Here is an 18,322-nt window from a genome sequence, read left to right as displayed (position 1 = left end):
TCTGGTCCAAACCCGGGAGGAAATCATGACCACTGCGGAAATTGCCAAGGATTTCACCGAGCTCCTCAAACAGGGCGACAGCCACAGCGCCGCCGCGAAATACAATGCCGACGACATCGTCAGCTACGAGGCCATGGAAGGGCCGATGGCCGTCTGCAACGGCAAGGAAGCCGTCAAGCAGAAGAGTGAATGGTGGGAGGCCAATCACGAGGTTCACGGCGGTTCGGTCGAGGGTCCCTATGTCAATGGCGACCAGTTCGCCTTGCGCTTCAGCTTCGACGTGACGCCAAAATCGACCGGCGAACGCGTCAAGATGGATGAGGTCGGCCTCTACACGGTCAAGAACGGTAAGATCAGCGAAGAGCGTTTCTACTACTGAGGCCGGATATTGCACGCGGCGGCCGGGCTCCGGCCGCTGCCAGGTAAGCCTCAAATCGTCTGCGCAAGTTGGTCGGCAGCTTTGCCCAGCCATCAAAATGCGGGCCACCGCGAAACGCTGGCAAAGCTTGCAGGGCCGGCCTAGGCTTCCGCCGGATTCGAAACCCCACCCGACAGAGGCCCGCCTTGACCATCACCATGTATGGCATCACCACCTGCGACACGATCAGGAAGGCGCGCGTTTGGCTGGAAAGCCACGGCGTGCCCTATCGCTTCCATGACTACCGGGCCGAGGGGATCGAGGCTGGGAAACTGGACGGCTGGGTCGGCAAGGTCGGCTGGGAAAAGCTGCTCAACAAGGGCAGCACCACCTTTCGCGAGCTGCCGGAGGCGGACAAGGCCGGGCTGGACGAGAAGAAGGCGAAGAAACTGATGCTCGCCAAGCCGACGATGATCAAGCGGCCGGTGCTCGAGGTGGGGGAGCGGGTGTTCGTGGGCTTCAAGCCGGAGGTTTACGAGGAGGCGGTGGGCGGAAAATAGGCGCGACTACTCTTAGGCCGAGTTCCTTCGCCCCCCTCTCTGTCCTGCCGGACATCTCCCCCTCAAGGGGGGAGATTGGCAGCTTCGCCGGCTCCGCTCATTCTTCGACGTTGGCGATTGGCGAAAGCCGTCGCGACGGCTGATCTCCCCCCTTGAGGGGGAGATGTCCGGCAGGACAGAGAGGGGGGCGAAGGAACTCGACGTCTCAACAATTAGCTTGGGCTTCCAAGTACGCCGCCAGCGCCACCGCATTGTTGTGCACCTCGTCATGCGCGCCGTAGAGCAGCGTCACCTTGCCCTCGCGCAACAGGTCACGCAGCTGCGCTACCGCCTCCTTGTTGACATCGAGCTCCGCCCGATACCGCTTCTGGAATCCCGCCCAGCGCTCCGGCTTATGCCCGAACCATTTGCGCAACGCTTCGCTTGGCGCGATCTCCTTCAGCCAGAGCGTCAGCGCGGCGTCCTTCTTGGCGACGCCGCGCGGCCAGATGCGGTCGACCAGCACGCGCTGGCCGTCGGCTTTCGCCGGCGGCTCATAGACGCGCTTCACCGCTATGTCGAAGGCCATCACATCTCCGCTGGCGAGGAGGTTACGCCCACTCGCCCTTGCGCATCACCGGCACGCGGCCGCCGTCCTTGGCCACCCCGTCGATGTCGATCTTGTCGGAGCCGATCATCCAGTCGATGTGGATGAAACTCTTGTTGCCGCCGCGCGCGGCGATCTCGTCCTGGCTGAGCGAGGCGCCGTTGACGAAGCACTTCGAGTAGCACTGGCCGAGCGCGATGTGGCAGGCGGCGTTCTCGTCGAACAGCGTGTTGAAGAACAGAAGTCCGCTCTTCGAGATCGGCGAGGAATGCGGCACCAGCGCTACCTCGCCCAAGCGGCGCGCGCCCTCGTCGGTGTCGAGCACCTTCTTCAGCACGTCCTCGCCCTTCGAGGCCTTGGCCTCGACGATCCGCCCGCCTTCGAAGCGCACCGAAATCTCGTCGATCAGCGTGCCCTGGTAGGAGAGCGGCTTGGTCGAGGAGACATGGCCCTCGACGCGCCTGGCATGCGGCGTGGTGAAGACCTCCTCGGTCGGGATATTTGGATTGCAGGTGACGCCGTTCTTCGCCGTCGAGGCACCGCCCATCCATTCATGGCCATCCGCCAGCCCGACGGTGAGATCCGTGCCCGGCCCGGTGAAATGCAGGGAATGGAAATTGTGCTCGTTCAACCATTTCGTGCGCTCGGCCAGCGCGGCGTTATGCGCCTTCCAGTTGCCGATCGGGTCCTCGACATCGACGCGCGAGGCGGAGAAGATGGCGTCGGCGAGCTTCACCACCGCGACGTCGTCCGGCTCGCCCGGAAACACTTGGCGAGCCCAGGCGAGATCGGGATAGGCGACGATGTTCCAGTTGATGTCGAAGCCGGTGATCTTCTCCAGCGCCGGCTGGTAGGCCATCGAGTTCGCCTTGTTGGCGCGCGCCACCTTGGCCGGATCCTGCGCAGAAAGCAGCGATGGATCTTCGCCGCGCACCGCGAGCCGCGCGGCATTGTTGGAGAAGGCTTTCGCCATGCCCTCGTAAAGCCAGCCGGCGGCGCGGTCGAAACCGGCATCGGCGCCGTGGCGGAAGCGCGCCAGCGTGATCTCGTCGTCGTTGAAGATCGGCGTCACCAGCCCGGCGCCCGCCTTGTAGGCGTGCTCGACGATGCGCCGCGTCAGCGGCAGCGCCGCGATCGAGGAGGTCAGCACCAGGTCCTGCCCGGGCTGCAGCTGCAGCCCGACCTTGATGGCGACTTCGGCCAGCCTGTCGAGCTTCACCGGGTCGATGCTTGCCGAAACGCCGCGCGAATGTGTGGTCATGATCCTGCCTGCCGTTGTGTTGGGGTTCTCATCCTTACATAGACCGCTGCGATTGACCTTTCCACCGCGATCGACTGGGCCTGCTCTCAAGCACGGCGGACCGCGTTGTCTCAAAGTGGCGCAGCGATTATGCGACGCTGTCCAGCGCGCGGAACTGCGCCACCGTCGCCTCGATCTCCTCGCGAATCCAGGCCTTGAAGTCGCGCACCTTGCGGCTTTCGCTCTTGGTGGCCGAGGTCACCAGCCAGTAGCCGAGCCCGCTTTCGGCCCTGATCCCGAAGGGCGCGACCAGTCGACCGTCGGCCAGCGCGTCGGCGGTCAGCAACTGCCAGGCAAGCATCACGCCGTGGCCGGCGATCGCCGATTCCAGGCAAAGCATCGGATCGGTGAAGCGCGCGCCCTTCTGGAAGGTGACCGGCTCGACGCCGGCGGCCTCGAACCAGCTGTCCCAGCTGAACATCGCCCGCTCGTCGGTGATGGCGCAGGTCTGCGCCAGATCGCCGATCGAGTGCAGCCTGGCCGCGATCGAGGGCGCGCAGACCGGAAACACCTCCTGCGCAAGCAGAAGCTCGGCGCGGTCGCCCGGCCATTTGCCGTCGCCGAGCCGGATGGCGATATCGATGTCGGAGCGGTCGAGGTCGGCCACCCTGGCCGAGGCGTCGATGCGCAAAAGCACGTTCGGATGGCGGGAAAAATGCCGCGACAGCCGGGGCAGCAGCCATTTCGAGGCGAAGGCCGGCGCCACCGAGACGACCAGCGTGCATTCATTGGCCTCGTCGGCCAGCGCCACTGCCTGCGCGAGCTCGCGGAAGCCGGCGCTCAGCCGCGCCGTGAAGACGGCGCCGAATTCGGTCGGCACCAGCCCGCCAGGCGTGCGTTCGAACAGCGCCTGTCCCAGCTGCTTTTCCGTGCGCTTGACCTGCTGGCTGACGGCGCTGACCGAGACGTTCAGCTCCGCCGCCGCTGCCGCCAGCGATCCCAGCCGGGCGACGGTTTCCACGGCGCGCAGGCCGTTGAGGTGGACGCGGTTGAGCATAGCCATTCAGTTTTTCTAAAGGGTGCGAATCGAAATCTCAATTGAAACCTGTCGGGGAAGGGCAGAATTTAGCCGGACTGACCTTGAGGCAGGAGGTTGTCCAATGAAGATTTTATCTTTGCTGAAAGGACTTTCCGGCACCGAGGCCAAGCCGCGCGACGACGGCGAGATCACCCGCTGGGTCAACGATCCGCTGTCGCATCCCGTGCTCTACACCATGTCGGAGCGCGAACTCGGCGACATGCCGTTCCGGCTGACGGCTCGCCGGACGGCCTACGAGGCGGCAGGCGCGGGCTGTCGCTAGTTATTGGCCTTTCGGCGGCGCTCCCCCTCATCCGGCCGCTTCGCGGCCACCTTCTCTCCGGTGGGGAGAAGAAGTTGGCGCCGGCGTCGACAGTCTCCTCTCCCCACCGGGGGTCCGAAGGACGGGCGAGACCCGTGGCTCGCCCCGGAATGGTCAGCCGAGCGAAGCGGAGGCTGGGTGAGGGGACGTCTACGCCTGGGGCGCGCCGCTGGCCCAACGCAAGCGCATTGTTTCGCGAGCGCACATTCTTATTGTGCGCCGCAATGAACGCCTCGTCATCTCCCCTGCGTCTTGCCTTTGCCGGCATGGTCGCGCTTGCCGTTGCCCAGGGCATCGGTCGCTTCGTCTACACGCCGATCCTGCCGGGCATGATGGAGGGACTGCACCTGACCCCGGCCGATGCCGGCTGGATCGCTTCGGCCAATTATCTCGGCTACCTCATCGGCGCTTTGGCCGCGGCCGGCGGCTGGGCGCATGGCCAGGAGCGCCTGCTGATGTTCGCCGGCCTGGCCGCCAGCGCCGTGCTCGCAGGGCTCATGGGTCTCAACGAGACGATGGCCGCTTTCCTCCTTATCCGCTTCCTCGCTGGCCTCGCCAGCGCCTTCGTCATGGTGTTCATGGCTTCGATCGTCTTCAGCCATCTGGCGGAAGCCGGACGCGGCGATCTGCAGGCGCTGCATTTCGGCGGCGTCGGCCTCGGCATTGCCGTCTCCTCGGCACTGCTCGCGATCCTCGTCTCAGAACATGCGGATTGGGCCGCCGGCTGGATCTGGTCCGGAGTGCTCTCAGTGGTTGGCCTGCTCATCGTCATGCTGCTCGCCGGCTCGGCCAATCCCGCCAATGGCGTTGACGGGCGTGAGCCGGCGCTGCCGAAGGACCGGTCGCTGGCGAAGATGATTGTCGCCTATGGGCTGTTCGGCTTCGGCTATGTGGTGACGGCCACCTTCCTGGTCGCCATCGTCCGCCAGGGCGGCGGCGGGCGCGTGTTCGAGGCTACCGTCTGGATGGTCGCCGGGCTTGCCGGCTTTCCCTCGACCTGGTTCTGGCAGAAGCTCGCCGCCCGCATCGGGATCTACGCCGCTTACGCCGCGACCTGCCTGATCGAGGTGGTCGGCGTCACTGCCAGCGTCGTCGTCAAGGGCGCCGCCGGGCCGCTGATCGCCGGCGTCCTGCTCGGCGGCACCTTCATCGCCATCACGGCGCTGGGCATACAGATGGGCAGACAGCTCGCGCCGCGGGCGCCGCGCCGCGTCTTCGCGGTGATGACGGCGGCCTTCGGCCTTGGCCAGATCGTCGGCCCGGTCGCCGCCGGTCTGCTCGCCCAGGCGTCGGGCAATTATACCCTTGCCTCGATCATGGCAGCGGTTGCCCTGTTGCTCTCCGGCGTCATTGCTTGGTCGGCCGCGCCAAAATCGCCATGATTTGCGGCCTTGTTCGATGCCGGGCATCGGGCAGGGCATTTTCTTTCCCCCTAATGTGTGACCTTATGCCCGCCGAACAGCAACGCCGCTGATTTGCGGTCAGACCGAGGAAACCCGCCACAGTGTTCGTATCTTTCTTCCCGCAGCCGAAGCTCTTCTTCACCTCGGCCGCCCTCTGGAGCCTTGCGGCGATCCTGTTCTGGTTCTTCGGCGGTGAGCAACTGGGCGCCGTCTTCGGCCTGCCGCCGGCAGCGGCCGGCACGCCGCCCATCATCGGCATCGCAGTGCTGTGGTCGAAGCCGTTCCTGTGGTTCTACCTCTACTTCGTCGCCTGCGTGGCGATCTTCTACGCCTTCTGGAGCTGGTACGCCCCGCACCCGTGGCAGAACTGGTCGATCCTGATGACCGCCGTCATCCTGTTCTTCATCTACTTCAATGTTCAGATCTCGGTTGCGGTCAACAATTGGTATGGTCCGTTCTTCGACTACGTCCAAGGCTTGATGTCGGGAACGACTCCCTCGACCAACATAGAATTCTACAAAGGGCTGGCCGATTTCTCCTGGCTGGCGCTGGTCGGCATGAATGTGCAGGTGGTCAACGCCTTCATCGTCAGCCACTGGATCTTCCGTTGGCGCACCGCGATGAACGATTACTTCATGGCCAATTGGGGCCGGCTGCGCCACATCGAGGGCGCCTCGCAGCGTATCCAGGAAGACACGATGCGCTTCTCGCAGATCATGGAGGACCTCGGCTCGACCTTCGTCCAGTCGATCATGACCCTGATCGCCTTTCTGCCGGTCTTGATTCAGCTACAGGCTCACATCACCGAATTGCCGATCATCGGCGCGGTCCCTCAACCACTGGTCGTTGCGGCATTGGGCTGGTGTCTATTCGGAACGATCTCCGTCATGGTGGCGGGTCTTAAGCTCCCGGGCCTGCAGTTTCGCAACCAGCGTGTCGAGGCAGCTTATCGCAAGGAGCTTGTCTACGGCGAAGATCATCCCGACCGGGCTCAGCCGGCGACGACGACGCAATTGTTCAACAACGTCCGTCGCAATTATTTCAAGCTCTATTTCCACTACATCTATTTCAACGTTGTTCGTTACACCTACCTGCAGGCCGACAACATCTTCTCGCTGCTGATCCTCGGGCCTTCGCTGGTCGCGCACAAGATCACGTTTGGCGCGCTGAACCAGATCTCGAACGCGTTCGGCAAGGTGACGAATTCGCTGCAGTTCCTGTTGAATTCTTGGTCGACGATTGTCGAGCTGCAGTCTGTGCACAAACGTTTGCGTGCCTTCGAGGCGACGCTGCAAGGCGAACAACTGCCGGTTATCGATCAGCATTATCTGGAACGCGAGCGGGCTGGCATGCGTCCCGAAGATCAGCCGGTAAGTTAAAGCATGTCTCCCGAAAGTGGGAACCGGTTTCGGGATCGAGACATGCGTAAGATCAAACCTAAAGCGCATGGAGCGAATCTGAAAGATTTTAGGGCGCGGCTGGGTCCGGTCAGCCGCCCACACTCGCCTGCGCGCGGCTGGCGCGCTGGCGTGCGACATAGTCGCGAAAACTGATGCACTCGACATCGGCTTTCACGCAGACCTCGCCGGCGAAGCGCTCCAGCGCGTCCCAATACGCGCCGTTGTTCATCAGCGTGAAGTGGAAGCCGAGTTCCAGCGGCAGGCGCTTGCCGTTGTACTCAGCCTCGAAGGCGGCGCGGAACGCCTGATAGGCGCGCTCGGTGAATTCGCCCGCCATGGCCGGCTTTTCGGCGCCGCCTGAATGGCGGACATAGAGATTGTAGTCCATGGCGACCACCGGCTTCGCCTTCGGCCCCTCCGGAACGAGGGGCAGGGCAAAACGGATTGTGCCGTTACGGGTCGGCGGCAACTCGGGGCCTTTCGAGACGCCACTCGCGTCGTATTGGAAGCCTGCCTCGGGCAGCGCTTCGTAAAGCGCCTTGTCGGTCGAAAGATATGGCGCGCGGAAACCGGTCACGGCATGACGGGCGAAATCACGCCAGTCGGCCGGTTCGGGGATGCCGTTGATCGCATAGGCGTTTTCGAAGATGCGCCGCACGGATGCGAATTCGGCCAGCCAGTCTGCCTTGCTCCAGTCCTTGCCGTCGAAATGGCCGCAGGCGTGGCTGCCGATGTCATGGCCTTCGGCCCCCGCCAGCCTGACCTGCTCAAGCCGATCCGCGACATCCTGTTTCGAGGCGCCGAAGCCGACATTGGATTTGCCGGCGGCCTTGCCGGGGCCGGCATATTGTTGTCGCGTGTCCGGCGAGAGCAGGAACACGCAGGACAGGAAATAGGTGAAATGCGCGCCGGTGCGCTTTGCCAGCGCTCGGCTTCGCTGCCATTGCGAGATCTCGCGGGCGGCATCGAAAGAAATCAGCACGACCTGCTTGGGCCTGGCCGGCGAAACGGCCGGCGGTTTCGGCGGATCGGCGAAGGCGGCATTGGCTGAGGCGAGCGAAGCAAGACTGTAGGCAAGGACGCGGTACGAACGAAGCATTGGCAACCTTCTGGCAGGACCCTTCCGGCCGATCGGAAGCCGGCTATCGCGCAAATGTGGCGTCGATGCGATCCGGCAAGCCCCGTGCGGCATCTGGCGTTCTCAGCCGATTTTCCGGCCCGCCCCCTTCCATGCCGACAAATTTTCGCTAAAACGCGGGCTCAAGAAGCGCCCTTCTCTGGGGCAATAATGGTTTTGATTGATGTCGGACGACAGTTTTATCCGCGAAGTCAACGAAGAGATTCGTCGCGAGCAGGCGCAGGCGCTGTGGGATCGTTTTGGCCCGGCCATTCTGGGCATCGCCATCCTGATCGTGCTGGGAACGGCCGCCGTCGTCGGCTACCGCTACTGGGACGAGAGCCGCGCCAACCGCTCGGGCGACGCCTTCTCGGCGGCCCTCAAGCTCGCCAATGACGGCAAGAACGACGAGGCGATCGCCGCTCTCGACCAACTGGAGAAGGACGGCTACGGCGCCTATCCGCTGCTCGCCCGCATGCGCGCCGCTACCGTCAAGGCCGACAAGGGCGACGTCGACGGCGCGGTCAAGGATTTCGACGAAGTCGCCGCCGACAACGCCATCCCCGCCGGCATCCGCGACATCGCGCGGCTGAGAGCAGCACTGCTGCTCGTCGACCACGGCTCCTTCGCCGATGTCTCCAGCCGCGTCGAGGCACTCACCGCCGACACCAATCCGCTGCGCCATTCGGCGCGCGAGGCGCTTGGCCTTGCTGCCTGGAAGGACGGCAAGTCGGCCGATGCGCTCAAACTGTTCGACCAGATCTCTTCGGATGAGGCTGCCCCGCGCAATGTGCGCCAGCGGGCGCAGCTGATGTCTGAGCTGATCCGCGGGTCGGGCAACGCGTCGTGATTGCATGTCGCCCAAAAGTGCGCAGCGGTTTTGGGACAAACGACATGCAAAATGAACGGTAGACTGGATGGGCTTCAAAGTCGCCATCATCGGCAGGCCTAACGTCGGCAAGTCAACTCTTTTCAATCGGCTGGTCGGAAAGAAGCTTGCGCTTGTCGACGACACGCCGGGCGTCACGCGCGACCGTCGCGTCCATGCGGCAAAACTCTACGATCTTCATTTCGATGTCATCGACACCGCCGGCTTCGAGGATGCCGCCGCCTCGACGCTGCCCGGCCGCATGCGCCAGCAGACCGAGATCGCCATCCGCGAGGCCGACCTCATCTTCTTCACCGTCGATGCCAAGTCCGGCCTGATGCCGGACGACCGCACCTTCGCCGACGTCGTGCGCAAATCCGGCAAGCCCGTGGTGCTCGTCGCGAACAAGGCCGAGGCGCGCGGCGCGCAAGGCGGCATGCTGGAGGCCTGGGAACTCGGTCTCGGCGAGCCGATCCCGGTCTCGGCCGAGCACGGCCAGGGCATGCCCGACCTGCGCGACGCGGTGGTCGAAGCACTTGGCGAGGAGCGGGTCTTCGGCGAGGACGACGAGGAGGACAGCGGCGAGATCGCCGCCAGCGAGGTGCTGATCGGCGAGGACATTGCCGACCCGGATGCCGAGCCCGCCTATGACGACACCAAGCCGCTGCGCATCGCAGTCGTCGGCCGGCCGAATGCCGGCAAGTCGACGCTGATCAACGCGCTCATCGGCGAGGAGCGGCTGCTCACCGGCCCGGAAGCCGGCATCACGCGCGATTCGATCTCGGTCGACTGGGATTGGCGCGGCCGCCGCATAAAGCTGTTCGACACCGCCGGCATGCGGCGCAAGTCCAAGGTGCAGGAGAAGCTGGAAAAGCTCTCGGTGCAGGATGGCCTGCGCGCCATCCGTTTTGCCGAGATCGTCATCATCGTGCTCGACGCGACCATCCCCTTCGAGAAGCAGGATCTGCAGATCGCCGACCTGATCATCCGCGAGGGCAGGGCGCCGGTCATCGCCTTCAACAAATGGGACCTGATCGACAACCCGCAGGAGCTTTTGGCCGAGCTGCGCGAAAAGACCGAGCGGCTCTTGCCGCAGGTGCGCGGCATCCAGGCGGTGACGGTGTCGGCCGAGACCGGGCGTGGCCTGGACAAGCTGATGGAAAGCGTCATCAAGACGCACAAGGTCTGGAACAGCCGCGTCTCCACCGGCAAGCTCAACCGCTGGCTGGAAGGCATCCTGGCGCATCATCCGCCGCCCGCCGTCGCCGGCCGCCGGCTGAAGATCAAATATGTCACCCAGGCAAAAACCCGCCCGCCGGGCTTCGTCGTCTCCTGCTCGCGGCCCGACGCGATGCCGCAATCCTATGTCCGCTACCTGACCAACAGCCTGCGCGAGGCCTTCGACATGCCCGGCGTGCCGATCCGCATGGCACTGCGGACGTCGGACAATCCGTTCGCAGGCCGCGCGAAGAAGCGGTGACATCTGGGGAGAAGCCGACGCTGATCCCCTCGTCATCCACGGGCGGAGCAAGGAGCGAAGCGACGCGCGCAGACCCGAGGATCCATGCCGTGACTTCGAGGCGCCGCGGCGGTTCAGGATTCTGCGCCGCTGCACCCTTCGCTCGACGTAACGGAATGGATTCTAGGGTCTGCGCGCGTCGCTTCGCTCCTTGCTCCGCCCTAGAATGACGAAAGCGCGGGGCGTCGGCCGAGAAACTAGGCCACTTCCCGCAGCCTCTCCTTCGCCCGCGCCCCATCCGGCAGCGTCTCCAGCGCCGCCTGCAAAAGAATCTCCGCCAGCCGCGCCGCCACCGGATCGAGTTCGGCGTCCTTCTGGTGCAGATGCAGCGCCATCATCGGCAGGGCGGGAAGCCCCAATACGTCCGGCGCGATCGCCCTGACATTGGCGGGCAGGCCGATATCGGTGCGGATCGTCAGGCCGAGGCCGGCCGCCACCGCCGCCCAGATGCCGCCGAGGCTGGGGCTGGAGAATGCCATGCGCCAGGGCATGCCGGCGCGATCGAGCGTTTCCGTGGCGACAGTGCGCAACAAGCACGGCGCCTCGAACACCACCAGCGGCAGCGGCTCGCCATTGCGCGGACCCGCCTCGATTGGCTTCGCCGGACCGATCCAGCGCGACTGCACATCGGCGACGTGGCGGCTGTAGGGCAGGGTGGTGCCGTCATGCCAGGCGAGCGCGATGTCGAGATTGCCTGACAGGACACGCTCGGCTAGGTCGTGGCTGCGTCCGATCCGCGCCTCGATGCGGACCTTGGGATGGGCGCGGGCGAAGCGGCCAAGCACGTCGGGCAGCACGGCCTCGCCGAAATCCTCCTGCAGGCCGAGCCGCACCCAGCCTTCCAGCTCGACGTCGCGAATGGCGGAGGCCGCCTCGTCGTTGAGCTCGATCAGCCGCCGCGCATAGCCGAGCATGGTTTCGCCGGCTTCGGTCAGCGCCAGGCCGCGCCCCGCCTTTCGGAAGATCGGCGTATCCGCCTGCTCTTCGAGCTTCTTCAATTGGGCGCTGACCGCGGAGGTCGAGCGTCCCAGCCGTTCGGCCGCCTTGGCGAAGCTGCCCAGCTCCATGCCGGTGACGAAGGTTCTGAGGACATCGAGATCGAATGTGACACGGCGCATGAGATTGTCCCGATTTTCAGGAGTATTGATCAAAAACTTCCTGATTTTATGGATGAAGCTATGGCGCTACATCCGGTCCGTCAAGCCTCAGCCGGCCGTCACGGGAATGGATCATGTCCGCCATCGTCACACGCAGCGACTGCCAACAGCCTGATGCAGCCGCCGTCACCTCCGCGCGCCGCGCCTTCGGTCCCAACCATCGCTGGAAGGTGCTCGGCACCGGCGTTGCGGCCAATGCCGGCTTCTCCGCCACCTTCTCCGGTATTCCGGCGACTGCGGTGGCGATGCGCCAGGGCTACCACCTCGACAATGCCTCGCTCGGCCTCGCGCTTGGGTTTCTCGGCCTGGGCGTGGCGCTGAGCGAGCTGCCCTGGGGCGTGCTCACCGACCGCTGGGGCGACCGCCGCGTGCTGTTGACCGGGCTCGGCGCGACGGCGGCATGGCTTCTCATCATGGCGCTGCTCGTCGTGCCGACGAAAATGGCCGTTCCCGGCGTCACGCTGCTTTCGGCGAGCCTGCTTGTCGCCGGCCTGCTCGGCGGCAGCGTCAACGGCTCTAGCGGCCGTGCCATCATGGGCTGGTTCGCAGAGGGCGAGCGCGGCTTCGCCATGAGCATAAGGCAGACGGCGGTGCCGCTCGGCGGCGGGCTTGGCGCGCTTGTCCTGCCGTCGCTGGCGCTGGCTCCGGGCTTTGCCGCGGTCTTCGGCTTGCTTGCGGCCGTCTCCGCCGTCTCGGCCTATTTTGCCTGGCGCTGGCTGCACGAGCCGCCGGTGGAAGGCGGTAGCCACGCCGCCGCGGCGACAACCGGCCCGGCGCCCTTGCGCAACATCCAAGTGTGGCGCATCTCGACCGCCATCGGCCTGCTCTGCTTCCCGCAGGTCGCGGTGCTGACCTTCGCCTCGGTCTTCCTGCACGACTTCGCCGACATGGGCACATGGGTGACCAGCGCAACCCTCGCCGCCGTGCAGACCGGCGCCATGGTGATGCGTGTCTGGAGCGGCCGCTTCACCGACCGTCACGGCAACCGCCGTCCCTTCCTGAAAGTCTGCAGCGCATTGAGCGCATTTGCCTTCCTGTCGTTGTGGCTGCTGGTGATGGGCTCGGCCGGAGCACCACTGCTGTTGCCGCTGCTTCCGCTGATGGTCGTCGTTGCCGGCATATTCGTCTCCGCCTGGCACGGCGTCGCCTATACCGAGCTTGCCACGCTTGCCGGCGCCGGCCATGTCGGCACCGCGCTCAGCCTCGCCAACAGCTTTGTGTTCGTCGGCTTCTGCCTGGTGCCGATCGCCATTCCGTGGCTGCTCGTGGTCTTCGCGTGGCCCGGTGTGTGGCTCGCGGCGGCGATCTGCGCGGCGCTCGCTTTCCCGATTTTCCTGCGCCCCGCCTGACTAGTCCGAACCTGATTCATCCCCATTCAGGCCCGATTATTCGCCGGCTTGCTGTGGAAACGGCAAGCCGGCTTCTCTCAAACATGAAAAGAACATGATCGATGTCGTTAACCCCGCATCAAGGTTAATGCTTCATTTTGGCTCTCCGGGGTCAGTAGCGTTCTGGAGAGTTCCGTGCATCGACGCGTTTCCATGCGGCTTGCCGCCGCCGCCGTTGCGAAAAGACGTTCCTTCCTTTCTCCTTTGGTGCTCGGGCTCGGCATGTGGATCGGCTTTCCGTCGGTCGTTGCCTATCAGGATATGACCAGCCTGATCACCGGCCTGGAAACGCCCAGCGCCCGCTGGAACGCCTATATCGAGAAATCCGCCGCCGGCTCGGTGCATGCCGCAGAAATGCCGTTCATCGATTCCACCGCCACCGGCTCGATCTCCGGCTCCGGCGTCAATCTGCCGGGCGTGGGCACGGTCGCCTTCCGTGGCAAGGGCAACGCCGCGGGCGCCACGCCCGATGAGGATCGTGTCGTGCGCGCCGACAAGAAGGGCCGCCTCGTCCAGGTCTCGCCCGTCGCGCCGCCCAAGAATTTCAGCGCCGGCTCGATCTTCGAGCGCACCTCCTCGCTGCTGCGTCCCTCGATGGACAGCGGCCTGAAGCTCACCTTCGCCAAGCCCGGCATCAAGGGCAAGGAAGTCCAGATCGCCCAGGCCTTCCATCTGCGCGAGGACAAGAAGCCTGATCCGGATCTGCCGGCAGCGCTCGTCGCCCTCGTCAACAACGACAAGCCGGACATCCTCGCGACCGCCTATGCCCAGTCCGCGCCCGACTATGCCAAGGCGTCGCCCTTCGAGGCGCTGCTGCAGGACGATCCGAACGACGGCCGTTTCATCCCGCCGATGGGCAAGGGCGACCACGCGTGGCTGCAGAACCCGCTGCCGGCCAGCGTCTTTTCCAAGCCCGAGCAGGCCTGCCTTGCCAAGGGCATCTATTTCGAGGCGCGCAGCGAGCCCGTCCGCGGCCAGGCGGCGGTCGCCCAGGTGATCCTGAACCGCGTCCGCAACCCGGCCTATCCGAAGACGATCTGCGGCGTCGTCTACCAGAACGACGACTGGTTCAATCGCTGCCAGTTCTCCTTCGCCTGCGACGGCAGGAAGAAGACGATCACCGACCAGGCCTCCTACAAGACCGCGCAGGAGGTCGCCATGGCGGTGACCGCCGGCAAGATCTTCATTCCCGAGGTCGGCTCGTCGACGCACTACTATGCCAACTACGTCCATCCCGGCTGGGCGCGCGCCATGCAGCGCATGACCAGGATCGGCCTCCACATCTTCTACCGCACCTATGGGGGCGGCTGGAGCTGAGCCGATTGAGCGGCTCCAGTCGAGCCGCCTAAACGACGCCCCTGGCTGTCCTTCTTTCGGCGCCCGGCATGCCCCGGCGAACGCGGCTTGCCGCCAGGATTCGCGCCGTCACCTCACGCGGGCGTGAAGGGCACGATGTCGCACCTCGATAAACCATTGTTTTAACAGCGAAAAATACATCGCTTGGAAGTTCGGCCCGTGGCTTGACGGGCGCGGACCCTCTAACTATGTTGCCGGCGACTTTAGAAGCGGACGGACGGCAATCGTCTGCCCGGGCAGGGGGGTTGCGATGGCCAACAAAACCGGGCCAGACGGAACCGGAGAAACCGGCCGCGGCAGGCAGCCAGAAGCCACCATCCGCGACGACGAACTTGAGCGCCGCCGGCGCGATCTCGAAGCATCGCTCGCGACGAGACGCACGGACCGGCTCGAGGGGAAAGACGAAGCAAAAGCTGCGGCCGGTTACGGTCAGGCGCTGAAACTGTCCAGCGAGTTCATCGCCGGAGTGGTGGTCGGTGTCGGCTTGGGCTGGATCATCGACCGCCTGGCGGGAACAGCGCCTTGGGGTCTGATCGTGGGCCTGCTGCTTGGCTTCGGCGCCGGTATACTCAATGTCCTGCGTTCGGCGGGGCTTGCACCGGAATTCGGTCAGGGCGGCAAGCCGCGCGAGCCGAAAGAATGAAGTGGGCGCCCCTGGGCGCTGAAGTGAACTCAAGAAGCCGATTGTGGCTTTGACGGGGATTTAAAGTGGCTGCTGCTGACAAGGTCGATCCGATCCACCAGTTCCAGATCCATCCGATCATCCCGCTGCATATCGGCGGCTACGACGTTTCGTTCACCAACTCCTCTCTGTTCATGGTCGTCACGATCGTGCTGGCGTCGGCTTTCCTCTATTGGAGCACGGCCAGCCGCGCCTTGATCCCGGGCCGCCTGCAGTCGGTCTCCGAAATGGCCTATGAGTTCGTCGGCAACATGCTGCGCGACGCCGCCGGCAAGCAGGGCATGCAGTTCTTCCCGCTGGTGTTTTCGCTCTTCATGTTCGTGCTGGTCGCCAATCTGATCGGCCTGTTCCCGTATTTCTTCACCGTCACCAGCCACATCATCGTCACCTTCACCCTGGCGATCCTGGTCATCGGCACGGTCGTCGTCTACGGCTTCGCCAAGCACGGTCTGGGCTTCCTCAAGCTGTTCGTGCCGCATGGCGTGCCAGGTCTTCTTCTGCCGCTGGTGGTGGCGATCGAAGTCATCTCCTTTGTCTCGCGCCCGGTCAGCCTCTCGGTTCGTCTTTTCGCCAACATGCTGGCGGGCCACATCACGCTGAAAGTGTTCTCGGGCTTCGTTGTCAGCCTCAGCGCGCTCGGCGCCGTCGGCATCGCCGGCTCGGTCCTGCCGCTTGCCATGGCCGTCGCGCTGACCGCCCTCGAGCTGCTGGTCGCCTTCCTGCAGGCCTACGTCTTCGCGGTGCTGACCTGCATGTATCTGAACGACGCGCTGCACCCGAGCCACTGATTTTCACCGGCGCTGCGGCGCCAGCATACCCAACGTACCAACCGCAACGAACAAGCAAACCACAGGAGTTTTGAAATGGACGCAACTGCAGCAGCTGCTATCGGCGCTGGTATCGCCTGCATCGGCATGGGCGGCGCGGGCATCGGCCTCGGCAACATCTTCGGCAGCTACCTCTCGGGCGCGCTCCGCAACCCGTCGGCTGCCGACGGCCAGTTCGGCCGCCTGATCTTCGGCTTCGCCGTGACCGAGGCTCTGGGCATCTTCTCGCTCCTGATCGCTCTGCTCCTGGTCTTCAAGTAAGATTGAGAGCTGACGAAAGGGGCCGCATGGTGCGGCCCCGTTCCATGGACAGGGGAATGAGATGTTCGTGACATCTGCCTATGCGCAAGAAACAGCGCCGGCCGCGGCCGAGGGCGATACGCATGCGGGCACTGCCGTGCCTGCCGCGGAGCATGAAGCGTTCCCGCCGTTCGACGCCAAGACCTTCCCGTCGCAGATCCTGTGGCTGGTCATCACCTTCGGGCTCTTCTACCTGTTCCTGAAGCGCGTTGTGATGCCGCGTCTTGGCGGCATCATCGATGTCCGCAACGATCGCATCACCCAGGACCTCGACCATGCCGCAAGGCTGAAGGGCGAGGCGGATGCCGCCGTTGCCGCCTATGAGCAGGAACTGGCGGAGGCCAAGGCCAACGCCAACAAGATCGGCCAGCAGGCAAGCGACGCCGCCAAGGCGGACGCCGAAGGCACGCGCAAGAAGCTCGAGGCCGAGCTCGAGAAGAAGCTTGGCGAGGCCGAGGCGAGCATCGCCTCGATCAAGGCCAAAGCGATGAAGGAAGTCGGCACGATCGCCGAGGATACCACGTCGGCCATCGTCGAGGCGCTTGTCGGCGGCAAGGCCGACAAGTCCGAGATCGCGGCCGCGGTCAAATCCGCGAGCCGGTGAGGAGCGGGATCATGGACGCCACATCACTTGCCACGCTCTGGGCCACCATCGCCCTGATCATCTTCCTCGCTGCCATCATCTATCTGAAGGTGCCGGGCATGCTCACCAAGTCGCTGGACGCCCGCGCGGCCAAGATCAGCGGCGAGCTCGAGGAAGCGCGCAAGCTTCGTGAAGAGGCCCAGCAGCTGCTTGCCCAATATCAGCAGAAGCGCAAGGAAGCCGAGAAGGAGGCCGCCGACATCGTCGCCGCCGCCAAGCGCGAGGCTGAATTGCTTGCTTCCGAGGCGGCCAAGAAGACCGAGGACTATGTCGCCCGGCGCACCGCGCTTGCCGAGCAGAAGATCAGCCAGGCCGAGCGCGAGGCCGTCAGCGAAGTGCGCGCCTCGGCCGTCGACATCGCTGTCGAAGCCGCCCGCGCCTTGCTTGCCGCCAAGGTCGATGCCAAGGCCGGTGCCGACCTGTTCAAGTCGGCGCTGGATGACGTCAAGGCCAAGCTGAACTGAGCGTGCGTCGAAGCTTCGAAATGAAAGCCGCCTGGGCAACCCGGCGGCTTTTTTGTTTGGCGTGGATAATCTCCCCCCTTGAGGGGGAGATGTCGCCGGAGGTGACAGAGGGGGTCGTCTCACGTAGAGAGCCGACTTCATTTGCTTGTCGCGGAAGGAGGTCGGCGCTTCACGCGGGGCGACCCTCTCTGCCTGCCGGCCATCTCCCCCTCAAGGGGGGAGATTATGCTACTCCAACCCGGCCAAGCTCTCTTCCTCGACCACCTCGGCGCCACCCAACCGGAACGGCGCGAAGGAGGTCCGGTGCAGCCTTGCCACTGGGCCATGCGCCTCGATGGCGGTGCGGTGCCGGACCGTCGCGTAGCCCATGTGCACTTCGAAACCGTAGTGTTCGTGATGGCCGCCGCAGCCGCACATCATGCGGTCGCGCATCACCTTGGCGACGATCGAGGCGGCGGCGATCGACTGCGAGCGCTGGTCGCCCTTGATCAGCGCGCGGCCTTCGCAGGCGAGACCGGGCGGAATATCGCGGCCGTCGGCCAAGGCGAGTTTCGGCTGCAGCGAGAGACCCGCGGCGGCGCGGCGCATCGCTTCTAGGCTCGCTTTCAGGATGTTGCTGTTGTCGATGCCTTCGGCGCTGATCGAGGCCATCGAGACGCTGAGCGCCGAGCCAAGGATCTTGAGGAACAGCGCCTCGCGCTGCAAATGGGTGAGGCGTTTGGAATCGTCGAGGCCTTCCGGGATATTCGCCGGATTGAGCACCACCGCGGCGGCCACCACCGGTCCTGCGAGCGGACCGCGGCCTGCCTCGTCCATGCCGGCGACCGGCCACAGCCCGTCGGCCATCGCCTTGGTCTCGATCGAAAAGTCGGGCTTCTCGACCATTTCAAAGAGAAGCGGAGAATCGGAACGCGCGCGAGCCATGGTGCGGCGAGGTTCGCATCGGCTCCGATTCTCCGCAAGTCCCTCCGGGTCGGGTGGGGCGCCGGACCGGGAGGGCACCGTCTCACGGCCGGGGGACAAGGGCCGGACGGAATTCTTGGAAACAAGAGCA

General features: G+C 64.8%; 20 protein-coding genes. 14 read left to right on the top strand and 6 right to left on the bottom strand.

All coding sequences use genetic code 11. The features are described 5' to 3' along the window. Positions 1 to 25: 25 nt before the first annotated feature. Both EJ069_RS17055 and EJ069_RS17050 read left to right on the top strand, forming a co-directional pair. Positions 26 to 379 carry a SnoaL-like domain-containing protein gene (locus EJ069_RS17055; protein WP_126062289.1) on the top strand — a complete coding sequence of 118 codons (354 nt, stop codon included), beginning with the start codon at positions 26 to 28 and terminating at the stop codon, positions 377 to 379. 185 nt (positions 380 to 564) lie between these two features. Continuing rightward, positions 565 to 918, top strand: a complete 354-nt coding sequence (locus tag EJ069_RS17050; protein ID WP_126062288.1) for an ArsC family reductase — start codon at positions 565 to 567, stop codon at positions 916 to 918. Between the two features lie 205 nt (positions 919 to 1,123). Here the strand turns inward: EJ069_RS17050 and EJ069_RS17040 are convergent, their stop codons facing one another. The 3 genes from EJ069_RS17040 to EJ069_RS17030 all read right to left on the bottom strand — a co-directional run bounded on the left by EJ069_RS17040 (position 1,124) and on the right by EJ069_RS17030 (position 3,807). Next, entirely contained in the window at positions 1,124 to 1,486 is a 363-nt protein-coding gene (locus EJ069_RS17040) for a DUF488 domain-containing protein (RefSeq protein ID WP_126062287.1), read from the bottom strand. Positions 1,487 to 1,508: 22 nt separating this feature from the next. Then, entirely contained in the window at positions 1,509 to 2,765 is a 1,257-nt protein-coding gene (locus tag EJ069_RS17035) for an aminopeptidase (RefSeq protein ID WP_126062286.1), read from the bottom strand. Positions 2,766 to 2,892: 127 nt separating this feature from the next. Then, positions 2,893 to 3,807 (bottom strand): LysR substrate-binding domain-containing protein, encoded by a 915-nt coding sequence (locus EJ069_RS17030; protein WP_126062285.1) that lies wholly within the window; start codon positions 3,805 to 3,807, stop codon positions 2,893 to 2,895. Between the two features lie 97 nt (positions 3,808 to 3,904). On the opposite strand from EJ069_RS17030, the gene EJ069_RS17025 reads away from it, so the two are divergent. From EJ069_RS17025 to sbmA, 3 genes are all read left to right on the top strand, one after another. Continuing rightward, positions 3,905 to 4,105: a hypothetical protein gene (locus tag EJ069_RS17025; protein WP_126062284.1), complete on the top strand. Its 201-nt coding sequence runs from the start codon at positions 3,905 to 3,907 to the stop codon at positions 4,103 to 4,105. A 263-nt stretch (positions 4,106 to 4,368) separates the two neighbouring features. Beyond that, complete coding sequence (locus tag EJ069_RS17015) at positions 4,369 to 5,526, top strand: YbfB/YjiJ family MFS transporter (RefSeq protein WP_245456144.1); 1,158 nt, start codon at positions 4,369 to 4,371, stop codon at positions 5,524 to 5,526. 122 nt (positions 5,527 to 5,648) lie between these two features. Continuing rightward, complete coding sequence (gene sbmA / locus EJ069_RS17010; RefSeq protein ID WP_126062282.1) at positions 5,649 to 6,926, top strand: peptide antibiotic transporter SbmA; 1,278 nt, start codon at positions 5,649 to 5,651, stop codon at positions 6,924 to 6,926. A gap of 109 nt (positions 6,927 to 7,035) precedes the next feature. Here sbmA and EJ069_RS17005 read toward each other — a convergent pair whose 3' ends face one another. Next, entirely contained in the window at positions 7,036 to 8,046 is a 1,011-nt protein-coding gene (locus EJ069_RS17005) for a polysaccharide deacetylase family protein (RefSeq protein ID WP_126062281.1), read from the bottom strand. 202 nt (positions 8,047 to 8,248) lie between these two features. On the opposite strand from EJ069_RS17005, the gene EJ069_RS17000 reads away from it, so the two are divergent. Continuing rightward, complete coding sequence (locus tag EJ069_RS17000) at positions 8,249 to 8,914, top strand: tetratricopeptide repeat protein (protein ID WP_126062280.1); 666 nt, start codon at positions 8,249 to 8,251, stop codon at positions 8,912 to 8,914. A gap of 67 nt (positions 8,915 to 8,981) precedes the next feature. Then, complete coding sequence (gene der / locus EJ069_RS16995; RefSeq protein WP_126062279.1) at positions 8,982 to 10,412, top strand: ribosome biogenesis GTPase Der; 1,431 nt, start codon at positions 8,982 to 8,984, stop codon at positions 10,410 to 10,412. Between the two features lie 236 nt (positions 10,413 to 10,648). On the opposite strand, the gene EJ069_RS16990 is transcribed toward der, so the two are convergent. Then, positions 10,649 to 11,569, bottom strand: coding sequence for a LysR substrate-binding domain-containing protein (locus tag EJ069_RS16990; protein ID WP_126062278.1), 921 nt, complete (start codon positions 11,567 to 11,569; stop codon positions 10,649 to 10,651). Positions 11,570 to 11,682: 113 nt separating this feature from the next. Between EJ069_RS16990 and EJ069_RS16985 the strand changes: the two genes are divergently transcribed. The 7 genes from EJ069_RS16985 (at position 11,683) to EJ069_RS16955 (ending at position 17,268) form a co-directional block, all read left to right on the top strand. Beyond that, positions 11,683 to 12,957, top strand: coding sequence for an MFS transporter (locus tag EJ069_RS16985; RefSeq protein ID WP_126062277.1), 1,275 nt, complete (start codon positions 11,683 to 11,685; stop codon positions 12,955 to 12,957). A 174-nt stretch (positions 12,958 to 13,131) separates the two neighbouring features. After that, positions 13,132 to 14,313 carry a cell wall hydrolase gene (locus EJ069_RS16980; protein WP_126062276.1) on the top strand — a complete coding sequence of 394 codons (1,182 nt, stop codon included), beginning with the start codon at positions 13,132 to 13,134 and terminating at the stop codon, positions 14,311 to 14,313. Between the two features lie 289 nt (positions 14,314 to 14,602). Next, a complete protein-coding gene (locus EJ069_RS16975; RefSeq protein ID WP_042641414.1) occupies positions 14,603 to 14,995 on the top strand; it encodes an AtpZ/AtpI family protein in 393 nt (130 codons plus the stop codon). A 65-nt stretch (positions 14,996 to 15,060) separates the two neighbouring features. Next, positions 15,061 to 15,822: a F0F1 ATP synthase subunit A gene (locus EJ069_RS16970; protein ID WP_042641416.1), complete on the top strand. Its 762-nt coding sequence runs from the start codon at positions 15,061 to 15,063 to the stop codon at positions 15,820 to 15,822. Positions 15,823 to 15,897: 75 nt separating this feature from the next. Continuing rightward, positions 15,898 to 16,122, top strand: coding sequence for a F0F1 ATP synthase subunit C (locus EJ069_RS16965; protein ID WP_027164582.1), 225 nt, complete (start codon positions 15,898 to 15,900; stop codon positions 16,120 to 16,122). Between the two features lie 61 nt (positions 16,123 to 16,183). After that, positions 16,184 to 16,765, top strand: coding sequence for a F0F1 ATP synthase subunit B (locus EJ069_RS16960; protein ID WP_126062275.1), 582 nt, complete (start codon positions 16,184 to 16,186; stop codon positions 16,763 to 16,765). A gap of 11 nt (positions 16,766 to 16,776) precedes the next feature. After that, on the top strand, positions 16,777 to 17,268 hold the full coding sequence (locus tag EJ069_RS16955) for a F0F1 ATP synthase subunit B (protein ID WP_126062274.1): 492 nt from the start codon (positions 16,777 to 16,779) through the stop codon (positions 17,266 to 17,268). Positions 17,269 to 17,496: 228 nt separating this feature from the next. Here the strand turns inward: EJ069_RS16955 and EJ069_RS16950 are convergent, their stop codons facing one another. Then, the gene (locus EJ069_RS16950) at positions 17,497 to 18,192 is read right to left on the bottom strand and encodes a ribonuclease HII (RefSeq protein WP_126062273.1); all 696 of its coding nucleotides are present in this window, start codon (positions 18,190 to 18,192) and stop codon (positions 17,497 to 17,499) included. Positions 18,193 to 18,322 lie beyond the last annotated feature (130 nt).

Source organism: Mesorhizobium sp. M2A.F.Ca.ET.043.05.1.1 (assembly GCF_003952445.1).
Lineage (GTDB): Bacteria > Pseudomonadota > Alphaproteobacteria > Rhizobiales > Rhizobiaceae > Mesorhizobium.
Note: the sequence above shows the minus strand (reverse complement) of the source record. Positions and strands in the feature narration are given on the sequence as shown.

Excerpts from the sequence above, each read along its gene's own strand:
- EJ069_RS16985 (WP_126062277.1), top strand. The coding sequence starts at position 11,683 with ATGTCCGCCATCGTCACACGCAGCGACTGCCAACAGCCTGATGCAGCC.
- der (WP_126062279.1), top strand. The coding sequence starts at position 8,982 with ATGGGCTTCAAAGTCGCCATCATCGGCAGGCCTAACGTCGGCAAGTCA.
- EJ069_RS16960 (WP_126062275.1), top strand. The coding sequence starts at position 16,184 with ATGTTCGTGACATCTGCCTATGCGCAAGAAACAGCGCCGGCCGCGGCC.
- EJ069_RS16950 (WP_126062273.1), bottom strand. The coding sequence starts at position 18,192 with ATGGCTCGCGCGCGTTCCGATTCTCCGCTTCTCTTTGAAATGGTCGAG.
- EJ069_RS16990 (WP_126062278.1), bottom strand. The coding sequence starts at position 11,569 with ATGCGCCGTGTCACATTCGATCTCGATGTCCTCAGAACCTTCGTCACC.
- EJ069_RS16965 (WP_027164582.1), top strand. The coding sequence starts at position 15,898 with ATGGACGCAACTGCAGCAGCTGCTATCGGCGCTGGTATCGCCTGCATC.
- EJ069_RS17025 (WP_126062284.1), top strand. The coding sequence starts at position 3,905 with ATGAAGATTTTATCTTTGCTGAAAGGACTTTCCGGCACCGAGGCCAAG.
- EJ069_RS16955 (WP_126062274.1), top strand. The coding sequence starts at position 16,777 with ATGGACGCCACATCACTTGCCACGCTCTGGGCCACCATCGCCCTGATC.
- EJ069_RS16975 (WP_042641414.1), top strand. The coding sequence starts at position 14,603 with ATGGCCAACAAAACCGGGCCAGACGGAACCGGAGAAACCGGCCGCGGC.
- EJ069_RS17055 (WP_126062289.1), top strand. The coding sequence starts at position 26 with ATGACCACTGCGGAAATTGCCAAGGATTTCACCGAGCTCCTCAAACAG.
- EJ069_RS17035 (WP_126062286.1), bottom strand. The coding sequence starts at position 2,765 with ATGACCACACATTCGCGCGGCGTTTCGGCAAGCATCGACCCGGTGAAG.
- EJ069_RS17000 (WP_126062280.1), top strand. The coding sequence starts at position 8,249 with ATGTCGGACGACAGTTTTATCCGCGAAGTCAACGAAGAGATTCGTCGC.
- EJ069_RS17005 (WP_126062281.1), bottom strand. The coding sequence starts at position 8,046 with ATGCTTCGTTCGTACCGCGTCCTTGCCTACAGTCTTGCTTCGCTCGCC.
- EJ069_RS17015 (WP_245456144.1), top strand. The coding sequence starts at position 4,369 with ATGAACGCCTCGTCATCTCCCCTGCGTCTTGCCTTTGCCGGCATGGTC.
- EJ069_RS17030 (WP_126062285.1), bottom strand. The coding sequence starts at position 3,807 with ATGGCTATGCTCAACCGCGTCCACCTCAACGGCCTGCGCGCCGTGGAA.
- EJ069_RS17040 (WP_126062287.1), bottom strand. The coding sequence starts at position 1,486 with ATGGCCTTCGACATAGCGGTGAAGCGCGTCTATGAGCCGCCGGCGAAA.